Source organism: Bacteroides sp. 2201st1_D9_2201SCRN_220225 (assembly GCF_040928965.1).
Taxonomy (GTDB): Bacteria; Bacteroidota; Bacteroidia; order Bacteroidales; family Bacteroidaceae; genus Bacteroides; species Bacteroides stercoris.
Genome location: NZ_JBCODG010000016.1, coordinates 25,711 through 43,811 on the forward strand (window position 1 = coordinate 25,711; position 18,101 = coordinate 43,811).

At 50.7% G+C, this 18,101-nt stretch carries 11 protein-coding genes; 5 read left to right on the forward strand and 6 right to left on the reverse strand.

Going from position 1 to position 18,101, the window contains the following annotated elements:
• Positions 1 to 123: 123 nt before the first annotated feature.
• Genes AB5903_RS07175 through AB5903_RS07185 form a run of 3 tightly spaced genes read left to right on the forward strand, consistent with a single transcriptional unit; the run spans position 124 to position 3,493 of the window.
• The gene (locus tag AB5903_RS07175) at positions 124 to 381 is read left to right on the forward strand and encodes an OadG family protein (protein WP_016661444.1); all 258 of its coding nucleotides are present in this window, start codon (positions 124 to 126) and stop codon (positions 379 to 381) included.
• 41 nt (positions 382 to 422) lie between these two features.
• Positions 423 to 2,258, forward strand: a complete 1,836-nt coding sequence (locus tag AB5903_RS07180; RefSeq protein WP_016661443.1) for a biotin/lipoyl-containing protein — start codon at positions 423 to 425, stop codon at positions 2,256 to 2,258.
• Positions 2,258 to 3,493 carry a sodium ion-translocating decarboxylase subunit beta gene (locus AB5903_RS07185; protein ID WP_016661442.1) on the forward strand — a complete coding sequence of 412 codons (1,236 nt, stop codon included), beginning with the start codon at positions 2,258 to 2,260 and terminating at the stop codon, positions 3,491 to 3,493. The genes AB5903_RS07180 and AB5903_RS07185 overlap by 1 nt, the downstream gene beginning before the upstream one ends.
• A 79-nt stretch (positions 3,494 to 3,572) precedes the next feature.
• On the opposite strand, the gene AB5903_RS07190 is transcribed toward AB5903_RS07185, so the two are convergent.
• From AB5903_RS07190 to AB5903_RS07215, 6 genes are all read right to left on the reverse strand, one after another.
• Entirely contained in the window at positions 3,573 to 4,847 is a 1,275-nt protein-coding gene (locus AB5903_RS07190) for a TolC family protein (protein WP_034535888.1), read from the reverse strand.
• Between the two features lie 62 nt (positions 4,848 to 4,909).
• On the reverse strand, positions 4,910 to 7,942 hold the full coding sequence (locus tag AB5903_RS07195) for an efflux RND transporter permease subunit (RefSeq protein WP_368117717.1): 3,033 nt from the start codon (positions 7,940 to 7,942) through the stop codon (positions 4,910 to 4,912).
• Between the two features lie 51 nt (positions 7,943 to 7,993).
• The gene (locus tag AB5903_RS07200) at positions 7,994 to 9,046 is read right to left on the reverse strand and encodes an efflux RND transporter periplasmic adaptor subunit (protein WP_005654627.1); all 1,053 of its coding nucleotides are present in this window, start codon (positions 9,044 to 9,046) and stop codon (positions 7,994 to 7,996) included.
• A 10-nt stretch (positions 9,047 to 9,056) separates the two neighbouring features.
• Positions 9,057 to 11,375 carry a family 65 glycosyl hydrolase domain-containing protein gene (locus tag AB5903_RS07205; RefSeq protein WP_368117718.1) on the reverse strand — a complete coding sequence of 773 codons (2,319 nt, stop codon included), beginning with the start codon at positions 11,373 to 11,375 and terminating at the stop codon, positions 9,057 to 9,059.
• Positions 11,376 to 11,641: 266 nt separating this feature from the next.
• Positions 11,642 to 13,012, reverse strand: a complete 1,371-nt coding sequence (locus tag AB5903_RS07210; protein WP_005654631.1) for an SLC45 family MFS transporter — start codon at positions 13,010 to 13,012, stop codon at positions 11,642 to 11,644.
• Positions 13,013 to 13,063: 51 nt separating this feature from the next.
• Positions 13,064 to 14,074 carry a LacI family DNA-binding transcriptional regulator gene (locus tag AB5903_RS07215; protein WP_326977964.1) on the reverse strand — a complete coding sequence of 337 codons (1,011 nt, stop codon included), beginning with the start codon at positions 14,072 to 14,074 and terminating at the stop codon, positions 13,064 to 13,066.
• Positions 14,075 to 14,372: 298 nt separating this feature from the next.
• Here AB5903_RS07215 and AB5903_RS07220 point away from each other — a divergent pair, with 298 nt between their 5' ends.
• Together AB5903_RS07220 and AB5903_RS07225 are read left to right on the forward strand one after the other, a co-directional pair.
• Entirely contained in the window at positions 14,373 to 16,841 is a 2,469-nt protein-coding gene (locus AB5903_RS07220) for a polysaccharide lyase family 8 super-sandwich domain-containing protein (RefSeq protein ID WP_368117719.1), read from the forward strand.
• A 58-nt stretch (positions 16,842 to 16,899) separates the two neighbouring features.
• Positions 16,900 to 18,084, forward strand: a complete 1,185-nt coding sequence (locus AB5903_RS07225; protein ID WP_118399422.1) for a glycosyl hydrolase 53 family protein — start codon at positions 16,900 to 16,902, stop codon at positions 18,082 to 18,084.
• Positions 18,085 to 18,101 lie beyond the last annotated feature (17 nt).

Consider the following 18,101-nt stretch of genomic DNA (forward strand, 5'->3'; position numbering starts at 1 on the left):
CTTGCTCTTTTCTTACTTTTATTTTAGCATAATTTATCATTGTAATATTCTATATTCTCGTCTATTATTACTAATTTCGGACGATTTTTTGCAAATCTGATAGAATAACTAATAATTTATAATATGGAAAACTTGAACATAGCGCTCCTGCTAATGATAGTGGGTATGGCAACGGTCTTTGCCATCCTGCTGATTGTAATCTACTTGGGAAAGGGACTTATCGCCCTTGTGAATAAATATGCACCCGAAGAGGTCGCTCCTGCCAAACAGGCGGCAAATGCTCCTGCGGCTGTTCCCGGCAACATCATGGCGGCTATCAGTGCGGCGGTTACGGTAGTGACGCAAGGCAAGGGTAAAGTTGCGAAAGTGGAGAAACTCTGAAATAACTAATCTTATATAAACACACACAGGAATAATTTGGTATGAAAAAAGAAATTAAGTTCAGCTTGGTATTCAGGGATATGTGGCAAAGTGCCGGAAAATATGTGCCCCGTGTAGACCAGCTGGTAAAGGTAGCGCCTGCCATTGTCGAGATGGGATGTTTCGCTCGTGTAGAAACGAATGGCGGCGGTTTTGAACAGGTAAATCTATTGTTTGGCGAGAACCCCAATAAAGCTGTGCGCGAGTGGACGAAGCCGTTCCACGAAGCCGGTATACAGACACATATGTTGGACCGTGCACTGAACGGCCTGCGCATGAGCCCCGTGCCTGCCGATGTGCGCAAGCTGTTTTATAAAGTGAAGAAGGCGCAGGGTACGGACATCACACGTACTTTCTGCGGACTGAACGATATACGTAACATCGCTCCTTCCATCACTTATGCGCACGAGGCGGGAATGATTTCGCAGTGTTCGCTCTGTATCACCCATTCGCCTATCCATACTGTGGAATATTATACGGATATGGCATTGAAGCTTATCAAGCTGGGTGCAGACGAAATCTGTATCAAGGATATGGCAGGTATCGGCCGTCCGGTATCTTTGGGCAAGATTGTGGCAAACATCAAGGCTGCTCATCCGGACATTCCCATCCAGTATCACAGCCATGCGGGACCCGGTTTCAACATGGCAAGCATCCTTGCGGTTTGTGAGGCCGGCTGCGACTATATCGACGTGGGTATGGAGCCGCTTTCATGGGGTACGGGACATGCCGACCTGCTCAGCGTGCAGGCTATGCTGAAGGATGCCGGTTTCAAGGTACCCGAAATCAATATGGAAGCGTACATGAAAGTACGTGCACTTATCCAGGAGTTTATGGATGATTTCCTCGGTCTGTACATCAGCCCGAAGAACCGCCTGATGAACTCGTTGCTGATTGGTCCGGGACTTCCGGGCGGCATGATGGGAAGCCTGATGGCGGACCTGGAATCCAATCTGGAATCTATCAACAAGTACAAGGCCAAACGCAACCTGCCGTTTATGAAGCAGGACGAACTGCTTATCAAACTCTTCAACGAAGTGGCATACGTATGGCCGCGCGTGGGTTATCCACCGTTGGTGACTCCGTTCAGCCAGTACGTCAAGAACCTTTCCATGATGAACGTCATGGCCATGGAGAAAGGAAAAGAGCGTTGGGGTATGATAGCCGACGATATTTGGGACATGCTGTTAGGCAAGGCAGGCAAGCTGCCGGGCGAACTCGCTCCCGAACTCGTTGAAAAGGCGGAACGCGAAGGACGTAAGTTCTTCAACGGCAATCCGCAGGACAACTATCCCGATGCACTCGACAAGTATCGCAAGCTGATGAAGGAAAACAAGTGGGAACTTGGCGAAGATGATGAAGAACTCTTTGAATACGCCATGCACCCGGCACAGTACGAGGCTTACAAGAGTGGCAAGGCGAAAGAGGATTTCCTTGCCGATGTAGAGAAACGCCGTGCCGAACGCGACAAATCCCCTCTGGACGATGCCAAACCCAAGACGCTCACCGTGCAGGTGGACGGACAGGCTTATCGCGTGACGGTGGCTTACGGCGACATCGACCTGCCGGCTTCCGCCACCGACAAGATTACCGCTCCCGCCGGTGAAGGGCAGGAAGTGGCTGCTCCGCTCGAAGGCAAGTTCTTCCTGACCAAGAATGCACAGGAAACTCCCCTCAAGGTAGGAGATAAAGTGAAGGAGGGCGACCTGCTTTGCTACATCGAGGCCATGAAAACCTATAATGCCATCCGTGCCGACTTCAGCGGAACGGTGACCGCTATCTGCGTCAATCCGGGTGATTCTGTTTCTGAAGATGATGTATTAATGAAGATTGGATGATGGAAGATATATTTGCGAAACTCTATGATATGACGGCGTTCAGCAATATCATTGCCGATCCGTCGTTCCTTATAATGTATGCCATTGCCTTTATTTTGCTGTATCTGGGCATCAGGAAGCATTACGAACCGCTGTTGCTGGTTCCCATTGCTTTCGGTGTGCTCATTGCCAATTTCCCCGGTGGCGACATGGGGGTTATCCAGGCAGATGAAAACGGCATGGTAATGGTGAACGGAGTGTTGAAGAACATCTGGGAAATGCCGTTGCACGAGATTGCACACGACCTCGGACTGATGAACTTCATCTACTATATGCTGATAAAGACCGGATTTCTGCCGCCTGTCATCTTTATGGGGGTGGGTGCGCTGACGGACTTCGGACCGATGCTCCGCAATCTGCGTCTTTCCATATTCGGTGCGGCTGCGCAGCTCGGTATCTTTACCGTACTGTTGTGTGCCGTAATGATGGGATTCACGCCGCAGGAAGCCGGTGCATTGGGTATTATCGGCGGTGCGGACGGTCCTACGGCTATCTTCACCACCATTAAGCTCGCTCCGCATCTGCTGGGCCCTATCGCCATTGCGGCTTATTCGTACATGGCATTGGTTCCGGTTATCATTCCATTGGTTGTGAAACTGCTCTGCAGCAAGAAGGAACTGATGATTAACATGAAGGAGCAGGAAAAGCTCTATCCGTCAAAAACCGAGATAAAGAATCTGCGTGTACTGAAGATTATTTTCCCAATTGCCGTTACTACCATTGTAGCTCTCTTCGTGCCGACGGCAGTGCCTTTGATTGGTATGCTGATGTTCGGTAACCTGATTAAGGAAATCGGTTCCGATACCAGCCGTCTGTTCGATGCGGCAGCCAACAGCATTATGAATGCGGCAACCATCTTCCTCGGACTGAGTGTGGGCGCTACCATGACGAGCGAGGCATTCCTCAACTGGACCACTATCGGCATCGTTGTCGGCGGCTTCCTTGCATTTGCCTTGTCCATTTCGGGTGGTATCTTCTTTGTGAAACTGTTCAATCTGTTCTCCAAGAAGAAGATTAATCCGCTGATTGGTGCGACGGGATTGAGCGCCGTGCCTATGGCAAGCCGCGTATGCAATGAAATCGCTACCAAGTACGACCCTAAGAACCACGTACTGAATTACTGTATGTCCAGTAATATTTCCGGCGTCATCGGTTCTGCGGTGGCGGCGGGCGTATTGATTTCGTTCCTCGGATAAGAAAGTTGAGATATAAAAAGGGAATGCGTCAAAACACAAATAACGAGTGTTTTGGCGCATCTCCTTTTTATTTCCGCCTTTATTCACTGATAGCTTTCCTGTACTCAGCCACTGCCATCTTTGCGGCAAGGTGCGCGTTGATAAGGTTGGTCTGGGCCTGTGTCCACGAAAGCTGTGCGGATAGCACATCGACCATGCTTGCCTTACCTTCATTGTAGGAGAACGTAACCAGGTCAAGATTCTCTTCGGCAAGCGCCATATTCTCCCAGGCTGTCTTTACCTGCTGTTCCGTTTCCGTCAGTTTGGTGGTAGCGGCGGACAGCTCTTCTAAAATAGTATCTGCCACATAGCTTTGCTGTAGTTTTTGAATACCTATATATGCCTTTTGCTGACGGTTGGTCTTGAAGCGTGCACCCCATCGGAAAATGGGGATGTTGAGGTTGATTCCCGCAATGGGCGTATGGGGCACGTCTTGTCCCATATAGGCGATACCGGTGTCCCAACCGGTTGCCAGGAACATACTGAGTTGGGGATTATACTGGCTGAGGGCTGCCTTGCGTTGCGCTTCGCTCCTGGCGATACTGACATGGGTTCCGGCATAGTCCGCACGGCGGGACAATACTTCGTCAAGACTCAGTAAATCGACGGGCGGACAGTGCATGCCGATTTCACAAAGACTGTCTACTGCGGCATCCGGTTTCACTCCCATCAGGATATTGAGTTGCTGCAAGGCAAGGGTATAGTTCTGGCGGGCTTTGATATACTGCAATTCGGCCTCTTTTTTACGGGTGGAAATCATCAGTAAATCCGTACGGCTGATAGCTCCGTCATTAAACCTGTCTTGAATGATGTTGTACTGTTGGCTGACAATCCCTTCAAAACGGGCGGCGGCTTTGAGTGTTGCCAATGCGGCCGAGGCATTCCAGTAAACCGCATCGCTCTGATAGTGTATCTGGTCGAGGGTCAGCTCTGTGGCAAGTTTGTCCAGCTCTTCATCGGCTTTGGCAATCTTTTTCCGGGCCATGAGCGAACCTCCTGTGTAAAGAGGCTGTCCCAGTGTTGCCAATGCCTGATAGGTGTAAGGACGGTACTGTCCTGCCGGACTGTTCCAGGCATCCAGATGGCTCAGATTGGCAGTTCCTTCGGCAGTAATGTCTATTTTGGGCAGGAAGCCAGTCTGTGCTATCTTGCGGGCTTCGGTGCTTGCCGTAGCTTTCAGGCGTTGCTGTTTCAGCAGTTGGCTGTATGCTTCCACTTTGTCCCGATAAGCCTCGCGGCTGAGATAGCTTTCTTGTGCCGCGGCACTTATACCGAAGCTGATTACTGACAATATAAATATAATCTTTCTCATCATTCAAATCGTAAATAGTCAAATCATTAAATGGTAAATCGTAAATAGCCGAGTCGCAAATCTTTCTATCCTTTTATCCGGTGTATCGCACAGTAAGCCACGGGCAATACAAACAGGGTGAGTATCGAAGCTACCAGCAGGCCGCCCATGATAGTGGCCGCCATACCACCGAACATGGCGTCGAACAGTAACGGCAGCATACCCAGGATAGTTGTGCCCGATGCCATGGCTACGGGAACAATGCGGGTGGTCGTTGCGCTGATAACCGCTTCACGCGGTGCCTTTCCGGCGGCCGTTTCCGTATCAATCTGGTCTACGAGGACAATGGCGTTCTTGATGTTCATTCCAATCAATCCCAACAGGCCCAGGATGGCGAAAAAGTCGAATGTCTTGCCCAACAGCAACAGTCCCAGTACGATGCCGATAAAGATAAGCGGAAGCATCAGCAGGATGACGATGGGTTTGCGGTAGGTTTTGAACAGGAACAGCAGGGTGACGAACATCAGGAAAAACGTCAGCGGCATGTTGGCTGCCAGTGCGGCATTGGATTCGGCCTGGCTTTCCTGTTCGCCGAAGTATTTCATGGCATATCCTTCGGGAACATCGATTTCTTTCTGCACCTGCTCCCACACACGGTTAAAGGCGGTAATGGCATTTACGCCCCGGCGGGGGTCGGCTTGCGCCATCATAACCATCTGGCGGTTGTAGTCCTTCACGTTGGAGAACTTGTACTGGTAGTCGAACTCACTGACCACTTGCTCCAGCGTGGTGGTTTCACGCGTAGTTCCGAATACGGGCAGCGTGCGCAGGTCGTTAATGCGGAACGCGCCGATTGTGTTGTCTTTCAGTAGGATAGGAAGCACTTGGTCGCCTTGTCGGTATTCGCCCAGTGTCATTCCGTTTGTCCCTATTTGTATGCTCTGCGCCATGCTTTGGCGGGATACGCCTAACGGTTGCGCACGCTCCTGGCTGTATACGGGTTTCCAGACAGGAATCTTGTTACCCCAGGAGTTGCGCACATTGATAAGGTCTTTGTCGCGGTGCATTATCTCTAAAACCCGGTTGGTCAGCGCCACCAGCGTATCTGTGCTATTGCCGATAAAGCCTATCTCGATGGCGGCGTCTACGGCAGGCGAGAGTTTGAAGAGCGTGGTTCGGGTGATGGCATTGGGATAGTTCTCCTTCATATAGCTGTCCAGCTTCTCTTCATATTCTTTGGTGTATTTGCTGTCTGTCACTTCTACCAGCAGGTTGGCGAAGTTGGGTTTTGGACCTACGGAAGTGGATGCCAGATAGTAGCGCAGCGGGGTGCTGCCGAAGGTGACGGAAACCCGTTTCACTTCCGGCTGTGCCAGCAGGTGGGCTTCCACTTTCTTCATTTCCTTCTCTACATCGCGGATGCCGTATCCGTCGGGATAGAATACATCGGCGCGGAAATAGGGCTTGTCCAGTGAAGGGAAGAAGTTTTGAGGCATCAGTCCCATGATGACGAGGGAGAGGATGAACAATACGACCATGCTTCCCAATGTGAGCGTTTTCTTGCGTATCAGCAGGCTGAGGATGGATGCGAATTTATGGTAGAAAGGCTTGTCGTAAGGGTCTTTGTCGCTGTTGCCGGTTTGGGCTTTCAGTATGAAATTGCCGAAGGTGGTGGTTTGCGTCAATGCCAGTACCCAGCTCAGCCCCAGTGAGATAGCCAGTACGATAAATAGCGGCTTTACAATTTCGGCAACGGAAGACGGTGCAAGATAAAGCGGTAGGAACGAGCAGACGGCTATGAAGGTTGCTCCCAGCAATCCCCATTGCGGACCGGTGGCGCCGTCTATCAGCGCTTTCCGTCTGTTCACGCCGCGGGCTATGGCAATCTGTGCATTGTCGGTTACCACAATGGCGTTATCCACCAGCATTCCCATGGCGATGATAAAGCCTGCCAGCGAGGTACGGTTCAGTCCCACTCCCAGGAACGACATGATGAGCAGTGTGCCGCCAATGGAAAATATCAGTGAAGAGCCGATGAGTACGCCGGCGCGCATTCCCATTACCAGCATGATGATGACGATTACAATCAGAATGGATTCTATCAGGTTGATAATAAACCCGTTGTTCGCTTCTTTGGCAATGACGTTTTCGGGGTAAAGGCTTTCCAGTTCCAACCCTACGGGGATGAGGGGCAAGAGTTCGGCGAGCTTCTTGTCTACCAGCTCACCGGTTTTTACCACATCCTTCTGCGGGTCGGTGGAGACGCCGATGCCGATGGCCCGTTTTCCGTTTACGTGCATGATGGTGCCGGGCGGGTCCATGTATCCCTTTTCAACGACGGCTATATCGCCCAGTTTGACCTGCCCGCCGGGGGTGGTGATTGTCTGGTTGCGGATGTCGTTGACGGTGGTATAAGTACCGTTGGCCACAATGCGCAACTGCTGTTCGCCTGCACCGATTTCACCCGTATTGATAATCTGGTTCTGCGATTGCAGCAAGCCTGCCAGCTGTTTGGGGTCGATGCCCATTCCCGCCAGTTTGTTTACGGAGATAAAGATGTTGATTACTTCCGTCTGTGTGCCGAACAGGGCTACTTTCATAACTCCTTCGGCAGTGATAACCTGCGTCTTGATACGCTCCGCCCAGTTGCGCATTTCTTCGTAAGAGAAGCCGTCGTCGCCGACCAGTCCGTAATAAATGCCGAATACATCGCCGAAGTCGTCCGATACCGTCGGTACGGAAGCTCCTGCCGGAAGTTGGGGCTGTATGTTGAGAACCTTCCGGCGCAGTTCGTCCCACTTCTGCGGGATAGATGCTGCGGAAAGCGACGGCTGTAGCTCGAACGTAATTTTGGAAAGTCCGTACATGGATTCCGACTTAATCTTGTACACTCCGCTCATGCTCTGTATTTCGCGGGAGATGGGTTCGGTAATGAGCCGTTCCACTTCGGCAGGTTCGGCTCCGGGATAGCGTGTCATGATGACCGCTGTCTTGATGACAAAGGGTGCGTCTTCTTTCTTCCCCAAACGGCCGAATGAGAATATGCCGCCGATGAGCAGCACGGCAAGGAAGAAATAGATAATCTTTGTATTATCTAATGAATATTTGGCTAAGTTCATATATAAAAGGTAATGGGATGATAAAGTTATGAAGTGATAGAGGGAAAGCGGTTATTCCACCTCTTTTACCCTCTGTCCCTCTACCAGTTGGTACACTCCGGCAATGACAACGGTTTCATCCGGTTTCAGTCCTTTGGAGATAAGAAGATTGGCTTCACCGGTCGGCGAATACACGGTTACTTCGCGGCGGCTTACCCTGTTGTCTTTCACCACCCATACGTAGGTATTCTTGTTTTCGCTGTCACCGAATACGGCGCTCAGCGGTACATTCATCAGTTTTTCTTCTATAAAGGGAGCGATGTCCGAAGCGAGGCGGATGTTGCAGGTAAATCCGGGTTTCACATCGTATACGGCACGGTCGAAGGCGGGGTCGTCGATGGTGATGGTAACCGGAATACCCGTGCCGTCGGTCGATATGTCAAGATACTCTTCCAGTCTGGCATTGAATATATTGCCTTTGTACGTATCGAACTCCACCTTGAATGTGGCGTCTTTGGCACGAAGCAGGTACAGGTAATCATCGGGTACAGTAAATTTTATGCGCAGTTTCTGCGTATTTACCAGCCGCACAATCCCTTCTCCCGAATTGACGCGCTGATAGTTCTCTACCAGGCGCTTTTCGATAGAGCCGTCGAAGGGCGCGAGCAGTTTCGTATCGCGCATATTGTTGGTGGACAGCTCGTAGGCCGATTTGGCTTTCTGGTAATTGGCTACGCTTATTTCATACTCCTGCAGGGAGATGGCTTGGCGGCCCAGCAGCCGTTTGTTGCGCTCCACCTGGGCGGCAGCGGTTTCATAGGCAGCCTTGTCGGCGGCATATTGCAGGGAAATATCCCGCGGGTCGATGGCGGCAATCAGTTGTCCTTTCCTGACCCTTTGTCCTTCCACTACCGGAAGGTCGATGATTTGTCCGCTGACACGAAATGCCAGTTTCACATATTCCACCGCTTCCACCATGCCGGAAAAGTCTTTGAGTATTACCGACTGTGAACTTACGGTGGCAGTTTTCACAGGTCGCACGAGGGGAATATCTTCCCCTTTCTTTTGCCCGCAGGACGTGACGATAAGTGTCACCGTCAGGGCGAACAGATACATTTTCTTCATTTGTTTTTGATTAAGACAAGTCTTTGCGGTTGACAGTCAAATCCAACCCTTGTTTTAATTCATAAACGTTTTGATATACCTGTATGTTCAATTGTTTTCCTGCGGTCAGGCTGATTTTTATTTCTTTGCCTATCTGTATATGCAGCGTATTGCCCAAGTAATTCACTTTGAACGAATAGCCGCTCCATTTCGCCGGTATGACCGGTTCAATCTTAAGCGTACCGCCTTGTATCTGCAATCCTGCAAATCCGCGTACAACAGCCAGCCAACTGCCCGGCATACTGGTTATATGCAGCCCCTGGTCTCCTTCATTGTTATAGTCGTCCAGGTCGAGGCGGGTAGCGTGTAAGAATAGTTGGTATGCCTTTTCCACTTTCCCGATGCGTGCGGCAAGAATGGAGTGGATGTGCGGGGAGAGGGAAGACTCGTGTACGGTCATCGGTTCGTAGAATTCGAAGTTGCGGCGGATGGTCTCCCGGTCGAAGTTGAAATAATAGAGGTACAGGCCGAGCAGGACATCACTCTGCTTGATGTAGCACGAACGCAGGATACGGTCCCACGACCAATACTGGTTGATGGGGCGTTCGCCGGCGGGAATGGCGTCGGTGCTTTGCAGAACCTTGTCCATATAGCCGTCGTTTTGGACGAAGATACCGCGTTCCGGATCTTCCGGCAGGTACATCCGTTCGATAATGTCCCGCCAGCGTTCACTCTCTTCCGTATAATTCAGGTTGGTGATGCTGCATATGCGGGCATATTCATCGGGATATTGCCGGGCAATGATTTCAAGGAAACTGAGAGTGGTTTCGAGGCAACGCATGCAGGAGTAGTTGGTATACCAGTTATTGTTTACGTTGTTTTCGTATTCATCGGGTCCGGTAACTCCCAGAATGACGTATTTCTGCTTGGGTTGCGAGAAAGACACCCGTTGGCTCCAGAAGCGGCTGACGGCTATCATTACTTCCAATCCGTAATGGGCGATGTAGTCCAGCGTACCCGTAAGCGTGGCATGTTGCAGAATGGCATAGACAATCATATTGTTCCGGTGAACCTCTTCAAAAGTAATCTCCCATTCGCTGTGGCACTCTTCTCCGTTGCTGGTGACCTGCGGGAAGAGGGCGGCTCCATGGTCGAATCCCAACTTACGGGCATTCTCAATGGCTTTGGGCAGTTGCTTATAGCGGTATATCAGCAGGTTTTCGGCAATCTTCTTCGGGGTGGAAAGCAGGAAGAAAGGTACGCAGCACAATTCGGTATTCCAGTAAGTATTTCCGCCGTACTTCTCGCCGGTGAAACCTTTGGGGCCGATATTCAGGCGGGGGTCGTCTCCCCGGTATGTCTGGTAGAGCTGGAAGATGTTGTAGCGTATGCCTTGCTGGGCTTCCGGGTCGCCTTCGATACTGACATCGGTTTCGTCCCATATCTCCTGCCAGGCATTCCGGTGCTCCTGTTCCAGAGCATCCCAACCTGTACTTTGGGCGTTGCGGGCTTCTGCTACGGAGGCTTCTATCAAATCCTGCCGTTCATAATAAAGGGACGATGCTATGGCAATGTATTTGACGAGCGTCACGGTATCTCCCGGCTTCACTTCAGTGCCTACGCTGAATCCGGCCTGTTTTTCTTTTTCTATCCGTATCGGGTTGGCAAAAGTCTCTTTATTGTTCTTGAAGAACCGGTAGGTCATGGCATAGCATATTTGCGCATCCTCCCGCCTGGTCTGTGTCCACAGATAGGCGCAGTCGCTGGTGGTGCCGGAGCGCAGGATATTCCATATCTTTTCATCCGGATGCCTGACCGGGTTCGCGGTGTCTCCGTCAAGGATAGGCACAAGTGAAACCTTGCCTGTATAGTTGACGGACGTAACGCTGTACTTTATAAGGCAGAGATTGGGGTGAGCCATATTGGCGATATGTTCCACGTGCAGGCGGAGTTTGTTTCCCCGCGAAGAGGTTACTTCCGCGTCCCGATAAGAAATACCCGCTTTCATGTCGAGGCGTCTGTTGAAACTGTCCACATCCCATTGTGCCAGGTCTAGTTCCTCGTCGATGAGGCGCAGGCTGATACTGCTCCAGTCCGGAGCATTGGGGATGCGTGTGTAGAATTGCGGAAAACCGTTCTTCCACCAGCCTACACGCGTTTTGTCCAGAAAGGTGATACCTGCCACGAATGCGCCGCGATAGCTGTCGCTGCTGTATGGTTCTTCAAAATGTCCCCGTTGTCCGAAACGGCCGTTTCCAAGACTGAATATGCTTTCCGACCACCGCATGCGGTCGGCTTGAAAACTATCTTCTATAATATTCCATTCATCGGTTTTAAGGTATTTCTTCATGGCGCTCTTTTTCTGTGTTATCGGTGTAAAGATAGACAAATAAACGGATAAACAAATAGGATGCGGAAAAAAGAAGAATGTGCCAAAACTAAAATTCGTTTGCTATTTATTTATTTTTAGGCACGGATTACGCGGATTTCACGGAAAAGAGATAAAATAAATCCGTGTCAATCCGCGTAATCCGTGCCTAAAAGAAATCATCAAGTGTATTTTACACCCTCTTACCGGTGAGGAAGCATATATTCATCGGTGAGGATAGGGGCTGTTTACGCCCTTTCTCCTTTGGTCTCTTTTATCAAATATACGCAGGCAGCTCCGATTATAAGCATCACACCCGCCGTTACCAGCATGTTTATTTCAGGGGGAAGCATCCCTTCCGGCGTAAACAGTGCCAGAATACTTCCGCCTAACGCCGCTGCTACGATTTGCGGAATACAGATGGTTCCGTTAAACAGTCCGAGATACGTACCCATGTGTCCGCCGGACAAGGCGTTGGTCAGGATGGTGAAAGGCAGTGCCAGCATGGCGGCCCATGCGCAGCCTATCAGCAGGAAAGATACGAACAGCACATACGGGCTGTGTACGAAATAGGTGGATATAAATCCGATACCGCCCAGCACGAGGCTCAGCGCGTAAATGAAGCGGCGGTCTTTGAACATGGGAATGCAGATTGCCCAAAGTACGGAACCGATAGCCTGTACGGCAAACAGTACGCCTACCCAGTTGGCAGCTTCCTGATATTGCAGGCTCTTGGTGTCGAGAACTATTTTTGTGATTCCGTTTACCGTATTTTCAACGGTGGGAGCGTCAAATACATTTGCGGCGATGCTTCCGTTGGTGTATGTCCACATGAACATAAAGGCGAACCAGCAGAAGAACTGCACCAGCCCTACTGTCCAAAAGGCTTTCGGCGCTTTTACCAGCAGCTTCAGCATATTGATTTTCTCATGTTCCTGCTCTTCCGTGATACCGTGATATTGGGCATACTCTGCGGGCGGCATTTCCTTGACTTTGACCGTTGTATAAATAACGCAGAATATCAGAATGGCGGCCCCGATATAGAACGAGTAGATTACGGAATCGGGAATAACCCCTTGGGGTGCCGTATTGCTGATACCCACCCACGCAAATATGAACGGGAACAGATAGCCCACCAGGCTGCCGGCATTGCATAAGAAACTCTGGATGGAATAGGCAAGTCCTTTCTGTTTCTCGTTCACCATGTCGCCTACCATCATCTTGAACGGCTGCATTGCCATATTAATGGAAGTATCCAGAAACATCAGCGATACCAGACCGAAAATCATGGCCGTGCTCACCGCCATACCGAAACTGCCGGCATTGGGCAGCAGGCACATGACGAGTACCGCAACCAGCGAGCCGATGAACAGATAGGGAATGCGACGTCCGAACCGTGTCCATGTCCTGTCGCTGGCAGCTCCTACGATGGGCTGCACGATGATACCTGCCAGCGGCGGTAATATCCAGAAATAGCTCAAACTGTGCGGGTCGGCTCCTAAAGTAGAGAATATACGGCTGATGTTCGCGCTTTGCAAGGCATACGCAATCTGTACGCCGAAGAAACCGAAGCTGATATTCCATAGTTTCCAGAAACTTAAATCGGGTTTTACTTTCATTGCTCTCTTGTTTTTTATGATATTAGTTTATAGATGAATTCGGTTGTGTTTTTATTTGGTCGTTCCCCTTACCACCAGGTTTGTCCGCACAATCTTGTTGGTGCTTTTTCCCTCGTGCCCGTTCAGCTTGTCTGTAAGGATGCTGAATGCGCTTTTGCCCACTTCTTCTCCGTGCTGCTCCACAGTGGTCAGTTTCGGGTCGGTGCTTTGGGCGATGGCTCCGTCGGTGAAGCCGCAGATGGAAACTTCGTCCGGCACTTTCAGTCCCACCAGCTTGCAGGCATACAATATACCTGCCGCCGTTTCGTCATTAATTGCAAAGAAACCATCGGGACGATTGTCACTCTCCAGCAGGTCGGGCGTTATGGCAATGGCGCGTTCACGGTTGTCGCACAGCTTTATCATGCTGTCGTCCACCGGCACTTTGTATTTCTTCATGGCATCCAGATAGCCGTTCCGCCGGTTTTTGGTAATCTCCAGATGCGGAGATGCGCCGTAGAAGAAGATACGTTTGCATCCGGTCTGAATCATGTACTCTACGGCGGCAAACGAGCCGGCATAGTCGTCCACAACCACCCGTTCCGTTTTCAGCTCCGTACAGATGCGGTCGTAAAATACAATCGGTATGTCGTTGTTCAGCAGCTCCTGATAGTGGTCGTATTGCTCCGTGTTTTTGGCAAGGGAGGCTATGACGCCGCAAACGCGGGCGGCAAGGAAAGAGTGGACGATTTTGACTTCCTGTTCGTAAGACTCGTTGCTTTGAGCCACGATTATGTTGTAGCCGGCTTTGGCCGCCGCTGTCTCGATGCCGCTCAGCACGCACGAGAAGAAATGATGCACCAGTTGGGGCACAATCACGCCAATCGTATTGCTGCGGCTCGAACGGAGGTTCACGGCAAGCACATTGGGTTTGTAGTTATGTTCGCGGGCGTAGGCATGGATGAGGTCACGGGTTTCCCGGCTGATGTCCGGATTATCCTTGAGCGCTCTCGACACGGTGGACGGCGAGACATTCAATGCCCGGGCAATATCTTTAATGGTTATCTGCGGTTTGTTCATCAGTATGATTTCAATTTTCAGCCAAAGGTAATAAAAATAGGAAGATATACGAAGACCGTAGCCGGGCTTCTTATTTATCCTGCTGCAAAAATAGCGGAATGCGTCTAATAAAAGTTTTCTGTTGATACATATCGGGTTATAAGTTTGTGCAAACGATTGCATGTACTGTTTGCAACCATGTATTTGCCCGCTGCACGGTAAATTCCCGGTAAAAATCATTTGCTATACGATAAATCTCCGTAACTTTATCCTCTGGAAAATGTGGTATCCTTTAATTAATATTATAATGTATTGGCTGACTATGATAAAGAGACTTGTTTTATTTTGTTGCCTATGCTTGCCGGCATTGGCTGTCTCTGCCCAAGAGCAGGAAGTTAAGTTTGCTTTCGATAACTATCACCGCTATTACCGCGAGGCGCGCCTCTGCACCGATAGTGTAAAATTGGAGGCAATGAAGAAATTGCGTGTCTATTTTCATGAGCATCCTTACAGGCTGTCTAAGGTGAATATGTCCGTGCCGCCCGCCAGGTGTCTGGAGTTGCTTACGCCGGAGGGGACATTCTCGGATATGGACGCTTTGGAAGCTGAGTTCGAACGTAGCAATGCCTATCGGAAGAGCTTCCATACAACAGCCGATGACCGGGTGGGTATTTTCATCGGAAACGCTCTTGACCGCTTGTGCTGCATTGCCGACGCATACCGCCGCGGTACGCTGACGGCAGACGAGTCGTTGAGCGACAAAGTGCTGAAAGCGGTGGTGCACTACGGCATGCTGGAAGCCGGACGCTCGAACGCCGTTTCCCGTTTTCACGCTTCCTGCTTTGCCATTCCTACGGCTGCGGTAAACATCTATTTCGCCTGGCTGGATAAAATGGAACTTGCCGAACGCGGCGGTGCAACTCCTTTGCTGGAGGCCGCTTGCGATATGCTGAAGGTATTGGGGCTGCAAGCCTATACGCAGCCGCTGCGTCATGATGAAACCGACAAGAACGTTGTTTCGATAGAACGTTTCCGCAATCATGTATGGTGGGTGGGCGGCAACGCGTTGGCATACCGTTCGCTATTGCCCGTAGCTGCAATGTACAGTTCGGTGCCTATGGTGGATGTATTGGCAGAAGTTTGCCGGAGAGGTATCAGCGTGACTTCCCAACTTACTCTGCACGATTCTTTCTGGACCGAAGGTTTTACTGCCGACGGTGCAGGGTGGGGACATGGTAAGCAATGCCTGATTTGGGGATATCCCATAGACGGAACCTTCAATGCCTTGAATATGCTGGGTATGCTGAAAGGGACACCGTGGGCGGAGCGCCTGAGCAGGAAGAATGCCCAAGCTATCCTGAACTTTCTACGCGGTGGAAACTGGTACTACTATAAAGGATTTACCTTGCCTTGTCTGGACCGTGGCTCGTATGTCTATACCGCTGCCGAAAAAGAGATTCCTTACGCAAAGATGCTGAATAAAGTGCTGACGGACTGGATGGATGCTTTTACGGAAACCGAGCAGGCGGAGTTACGGCAGTTATGGAAAGAAGTGAAAGAAAAGCATATCCGGATGGCGGGGTACGCTCCGGGTATGTATTCCGGAACCCGCTGGTTCTTTAATAACGATGATTTGATAAAGAAAACCCCCGACTGCCACATAATGGTGAATATGGCTTCTATGCGTTGTGACGGCTTGGAGAGTGCTCCCAACTTTGCCGATGCCTATAATTTCTACCCTACGGACGGTATGACTTTGTTTCAGCGCAGCGGCAACGAATATCGCTCCATCATGGGTGGCTGGGACGTAACGGCATCTCCCGGAGTAACCGCACGCGAAGGCATGGAGCGCCTGGAACCGGTAGTTAACTGGCGCGGCTATTGCAGTAAGCATAATTATGCGGCAGCAGCCACGGACGGTAGCGGCGATGCAGTGGCGGGATATATTTTCGAGAAAATGAATGCTTCGGAGAAAGAGGGTGTGAACGACCGGGGCAGCAGTGCCGGCTGTAACGAGGTGCTTTATGGTGTAAAGGCTTATAAATCTTATTTTATTCAGGGAGACTATATGGTTGCCTTGGGAGCGGGTGTAACGAACAGGCAGTCCGGACAGCCGGGACACATCCGTACCACTATCGACCAGACGGCCTTGCTGAATGATGTCTGTTTATTGGAGAAAGGCAAGAAAACGGCTCTTTCAGCCGGTGTGCATACTTGGAAAATCTCAGGCAAGAACACACCCTGGCTGGTGCAGGAGGGGCAATTTGCTTACCGCGTTCTTCCTGAATACAGCCGGAAAGCGTTCGTAGCCTGCGAAACGCGTCCTGCGAACTGGGTGCTGCACAACAAAACAAATGCCGGTAAGAAGAATCTGCCGGATAGCGTGAAAATTCTCCGTTTGTGGATTGACCACGGACAAGCGCCCGTGGATGATACGTACGGTTATACCGTGTATACGGGAAAGAGCACTCCGTCCGCCCGGTTGCCTTTCCGTGTACTGAGGAATGACTCCTTGGTACAGGCGGTGCAGTCGGCAGATAAAAAACTGTTGCAGGCGGTGTTCTATCCGGGCAACCATGGCCTGCAGGCCGGCGGTGTGTCGCTTGCAGCTTCTGAACCTTGTACCGTAATGATAAAGATGGTGGCAGGAAAGTCCGTCTTTACAGTGACGGATGCCTGCATGAATGCGGCTTTGAAGAAAATAACGCTTACTTATAACGGTGAAACGATAGAAGTATCTATGCCGCAGGGGGAATTTTGCGGTAGGACGGCATCGTATGAATTGCCTTAATGGGGCAGACGGGATGCCTTGCTTCAATGAATGTTATATTACTATAATACTTGGAATCATGAAACACATTAAATTTATTACTTTCTTTTTGAGTATCGCATGCCTTTTCATTGCATGCAAGAACACGGCCGACAACGATAGGGAAGGCACGTCTCCGGCACCGGAGCAGATTCCCGGCACCGGAGATGATTCTTTTGCCAAAGGCGCCGACATCAGTTGGGTTACGGAAATGGAAGCGGCCGGACATCGCTTCTATAATGCCGACGGCAAGCAGCTTGAATGCACTGCCCTGATGAAGGAGTGCGGACTGGATGCGGTTCGCCTGCGTGTGTGGGTAGACCCGGCAGAGCACGGCAACTGGTGCAATACACCCGATGTCGTAGCCAAGGCCAAGAGGGCGAAGGATTTGGGAATGGACGTAATGATAGATTTCCATTATAGTGACTGGTGGGCAGACCCCGCCCAGCAAAACAAGCCTGCCGCATGGAAGGACAAAACGCTGCCGGAACTGAAGAAAGCCATCGGCGACCATACGGTAGCGGTGCTTCAGGCCTTGAAGGCGGCGGGAGTTTCTCCCAAATGGGTGCAAGTGGGCAACGAAATACGTCCGGGTATGTTGTGGGATAAGAATGTGGCGCTGAGCGGTGCATCCTATGATGTGAAAGAGCGTGACTTGAAAAACGCTCCGGCAACGGCGTCGGATAAAGTCGTGTATCCCGCAAACTGGAGTAATTTGGCCGATTTCATCACTGAGGGCTACAATGCGGTGAAGTCAGTCTTCAGCGATGCGATTGTGATTGTTCATCTGGACAACGGTTGGGATAAAGAACTGTTCAACTGGTTTTTCGATGAGCTGAAGAAACACAACGGGAAGTGGGATATGATAGGCATGTCGCTTTATCCTTACTGGACACGGATGGAGAAGTCGGATTATACCGCCGATGACATTATCACCGACTGCATGGAGAATATCAAGGCGTTGGGCGCCAAGTATGATTGTGATGTGATGATAGTGGAAACCGGCATGGAATGCGGTGATGACAAGGGCAATCTGGCAAGTGCGTCTGTCCTTGCCGAAGGCAAACGGCAGTTGGAACGCATCGTCAAGGAAAGCCGAGAGAATACCGGAGGACGCTGCAAGGGTGTGTTCTATTGGGAGCCGGAGTGCAAGCCGAGCCAGTATCGGTTGGGAGCGTTTACTGCCGACGGCCGCCCTACGGTGATTATGGATGCGTTTAAATAACCTGTAAAACAGCATAA

What these genes read in the sequence shown, in the direction of transcription:
- AB5903_RS07220 (WP_368117719.1), top strand. Translation starts at nt 14,373, where the DNA reads ATGATAAAGAGACTTGTTTTATTTTGTTGCCTATGCTTGCCGGCATTG.
- AB5903_RS07200 (WP_005654627.1), bottom strand. Translation starts at nt 9,046, where the DNA reads ATGAAGAAAATGTATCTGTTCGCCCTGACGGTGACACTTATCGTCACG.
- AB5903_RS07205 (WP_368117718.1), bottom strand. Translation starts at nt 11,375, where the DNA reads ATGAAGAAATACCTTAAAACCGATGAATGGAATATTATAGAAGATAGT.
- AB5903_RS07210 (WP_005654631.1), bottom strand. Translation starts at nt 13,012, where the DNA reads ATGAAAGTAAAACCCGATTTAAGTTTCTGGAAACTATGGAATATCAGC.
- AB5903_RS07180 (WP_016661443.1), top strand. Translation starts at nt 423, where the DNA reads ATGAAAAAAGAAATTAAGTTCAGCTTGGTATTCAGGGATATGTGGCAA.
- AB5903_RS07225 (WP_118399422.1), top strand. Translation starts at nt 16,900, where the DNA reads ATGAAACACATTAAATTTATTACTTTCTTTTTGAGTATCGCATGCCTT.
- AB5903_RS07185 (WP_016661442.1), top strand. Translation starts at nt 2,258, where the DNA reads ATGGAAGATATATTTGCGAAACTCTATGATATGACGGCGTTCAGCAAT.
- AB5903_RS07175 (WP_016661444.1), top strand. Translation starts at nt 124, where the DNA reads ATGGAAAACTTGAACATAGCGCTCCTGCTAATGATAGTGGGTATGGCA.
- AB5903_RS07190 (WP_034535888.1), bottom strand. Translation starts at nt 4,847, where the DNA reads ATGATGAGAAAGATTATATTTATATTGTCAGTAATCAGCTTCGGTATA.
- AB5903_RS07195 (WP_368117717.1), bottom strand. Translation starts at nt 7,942, where the DNA reads ATGAACTTAGCCAAATATTCATTAGATAATACAAAGATTATCTATTTC.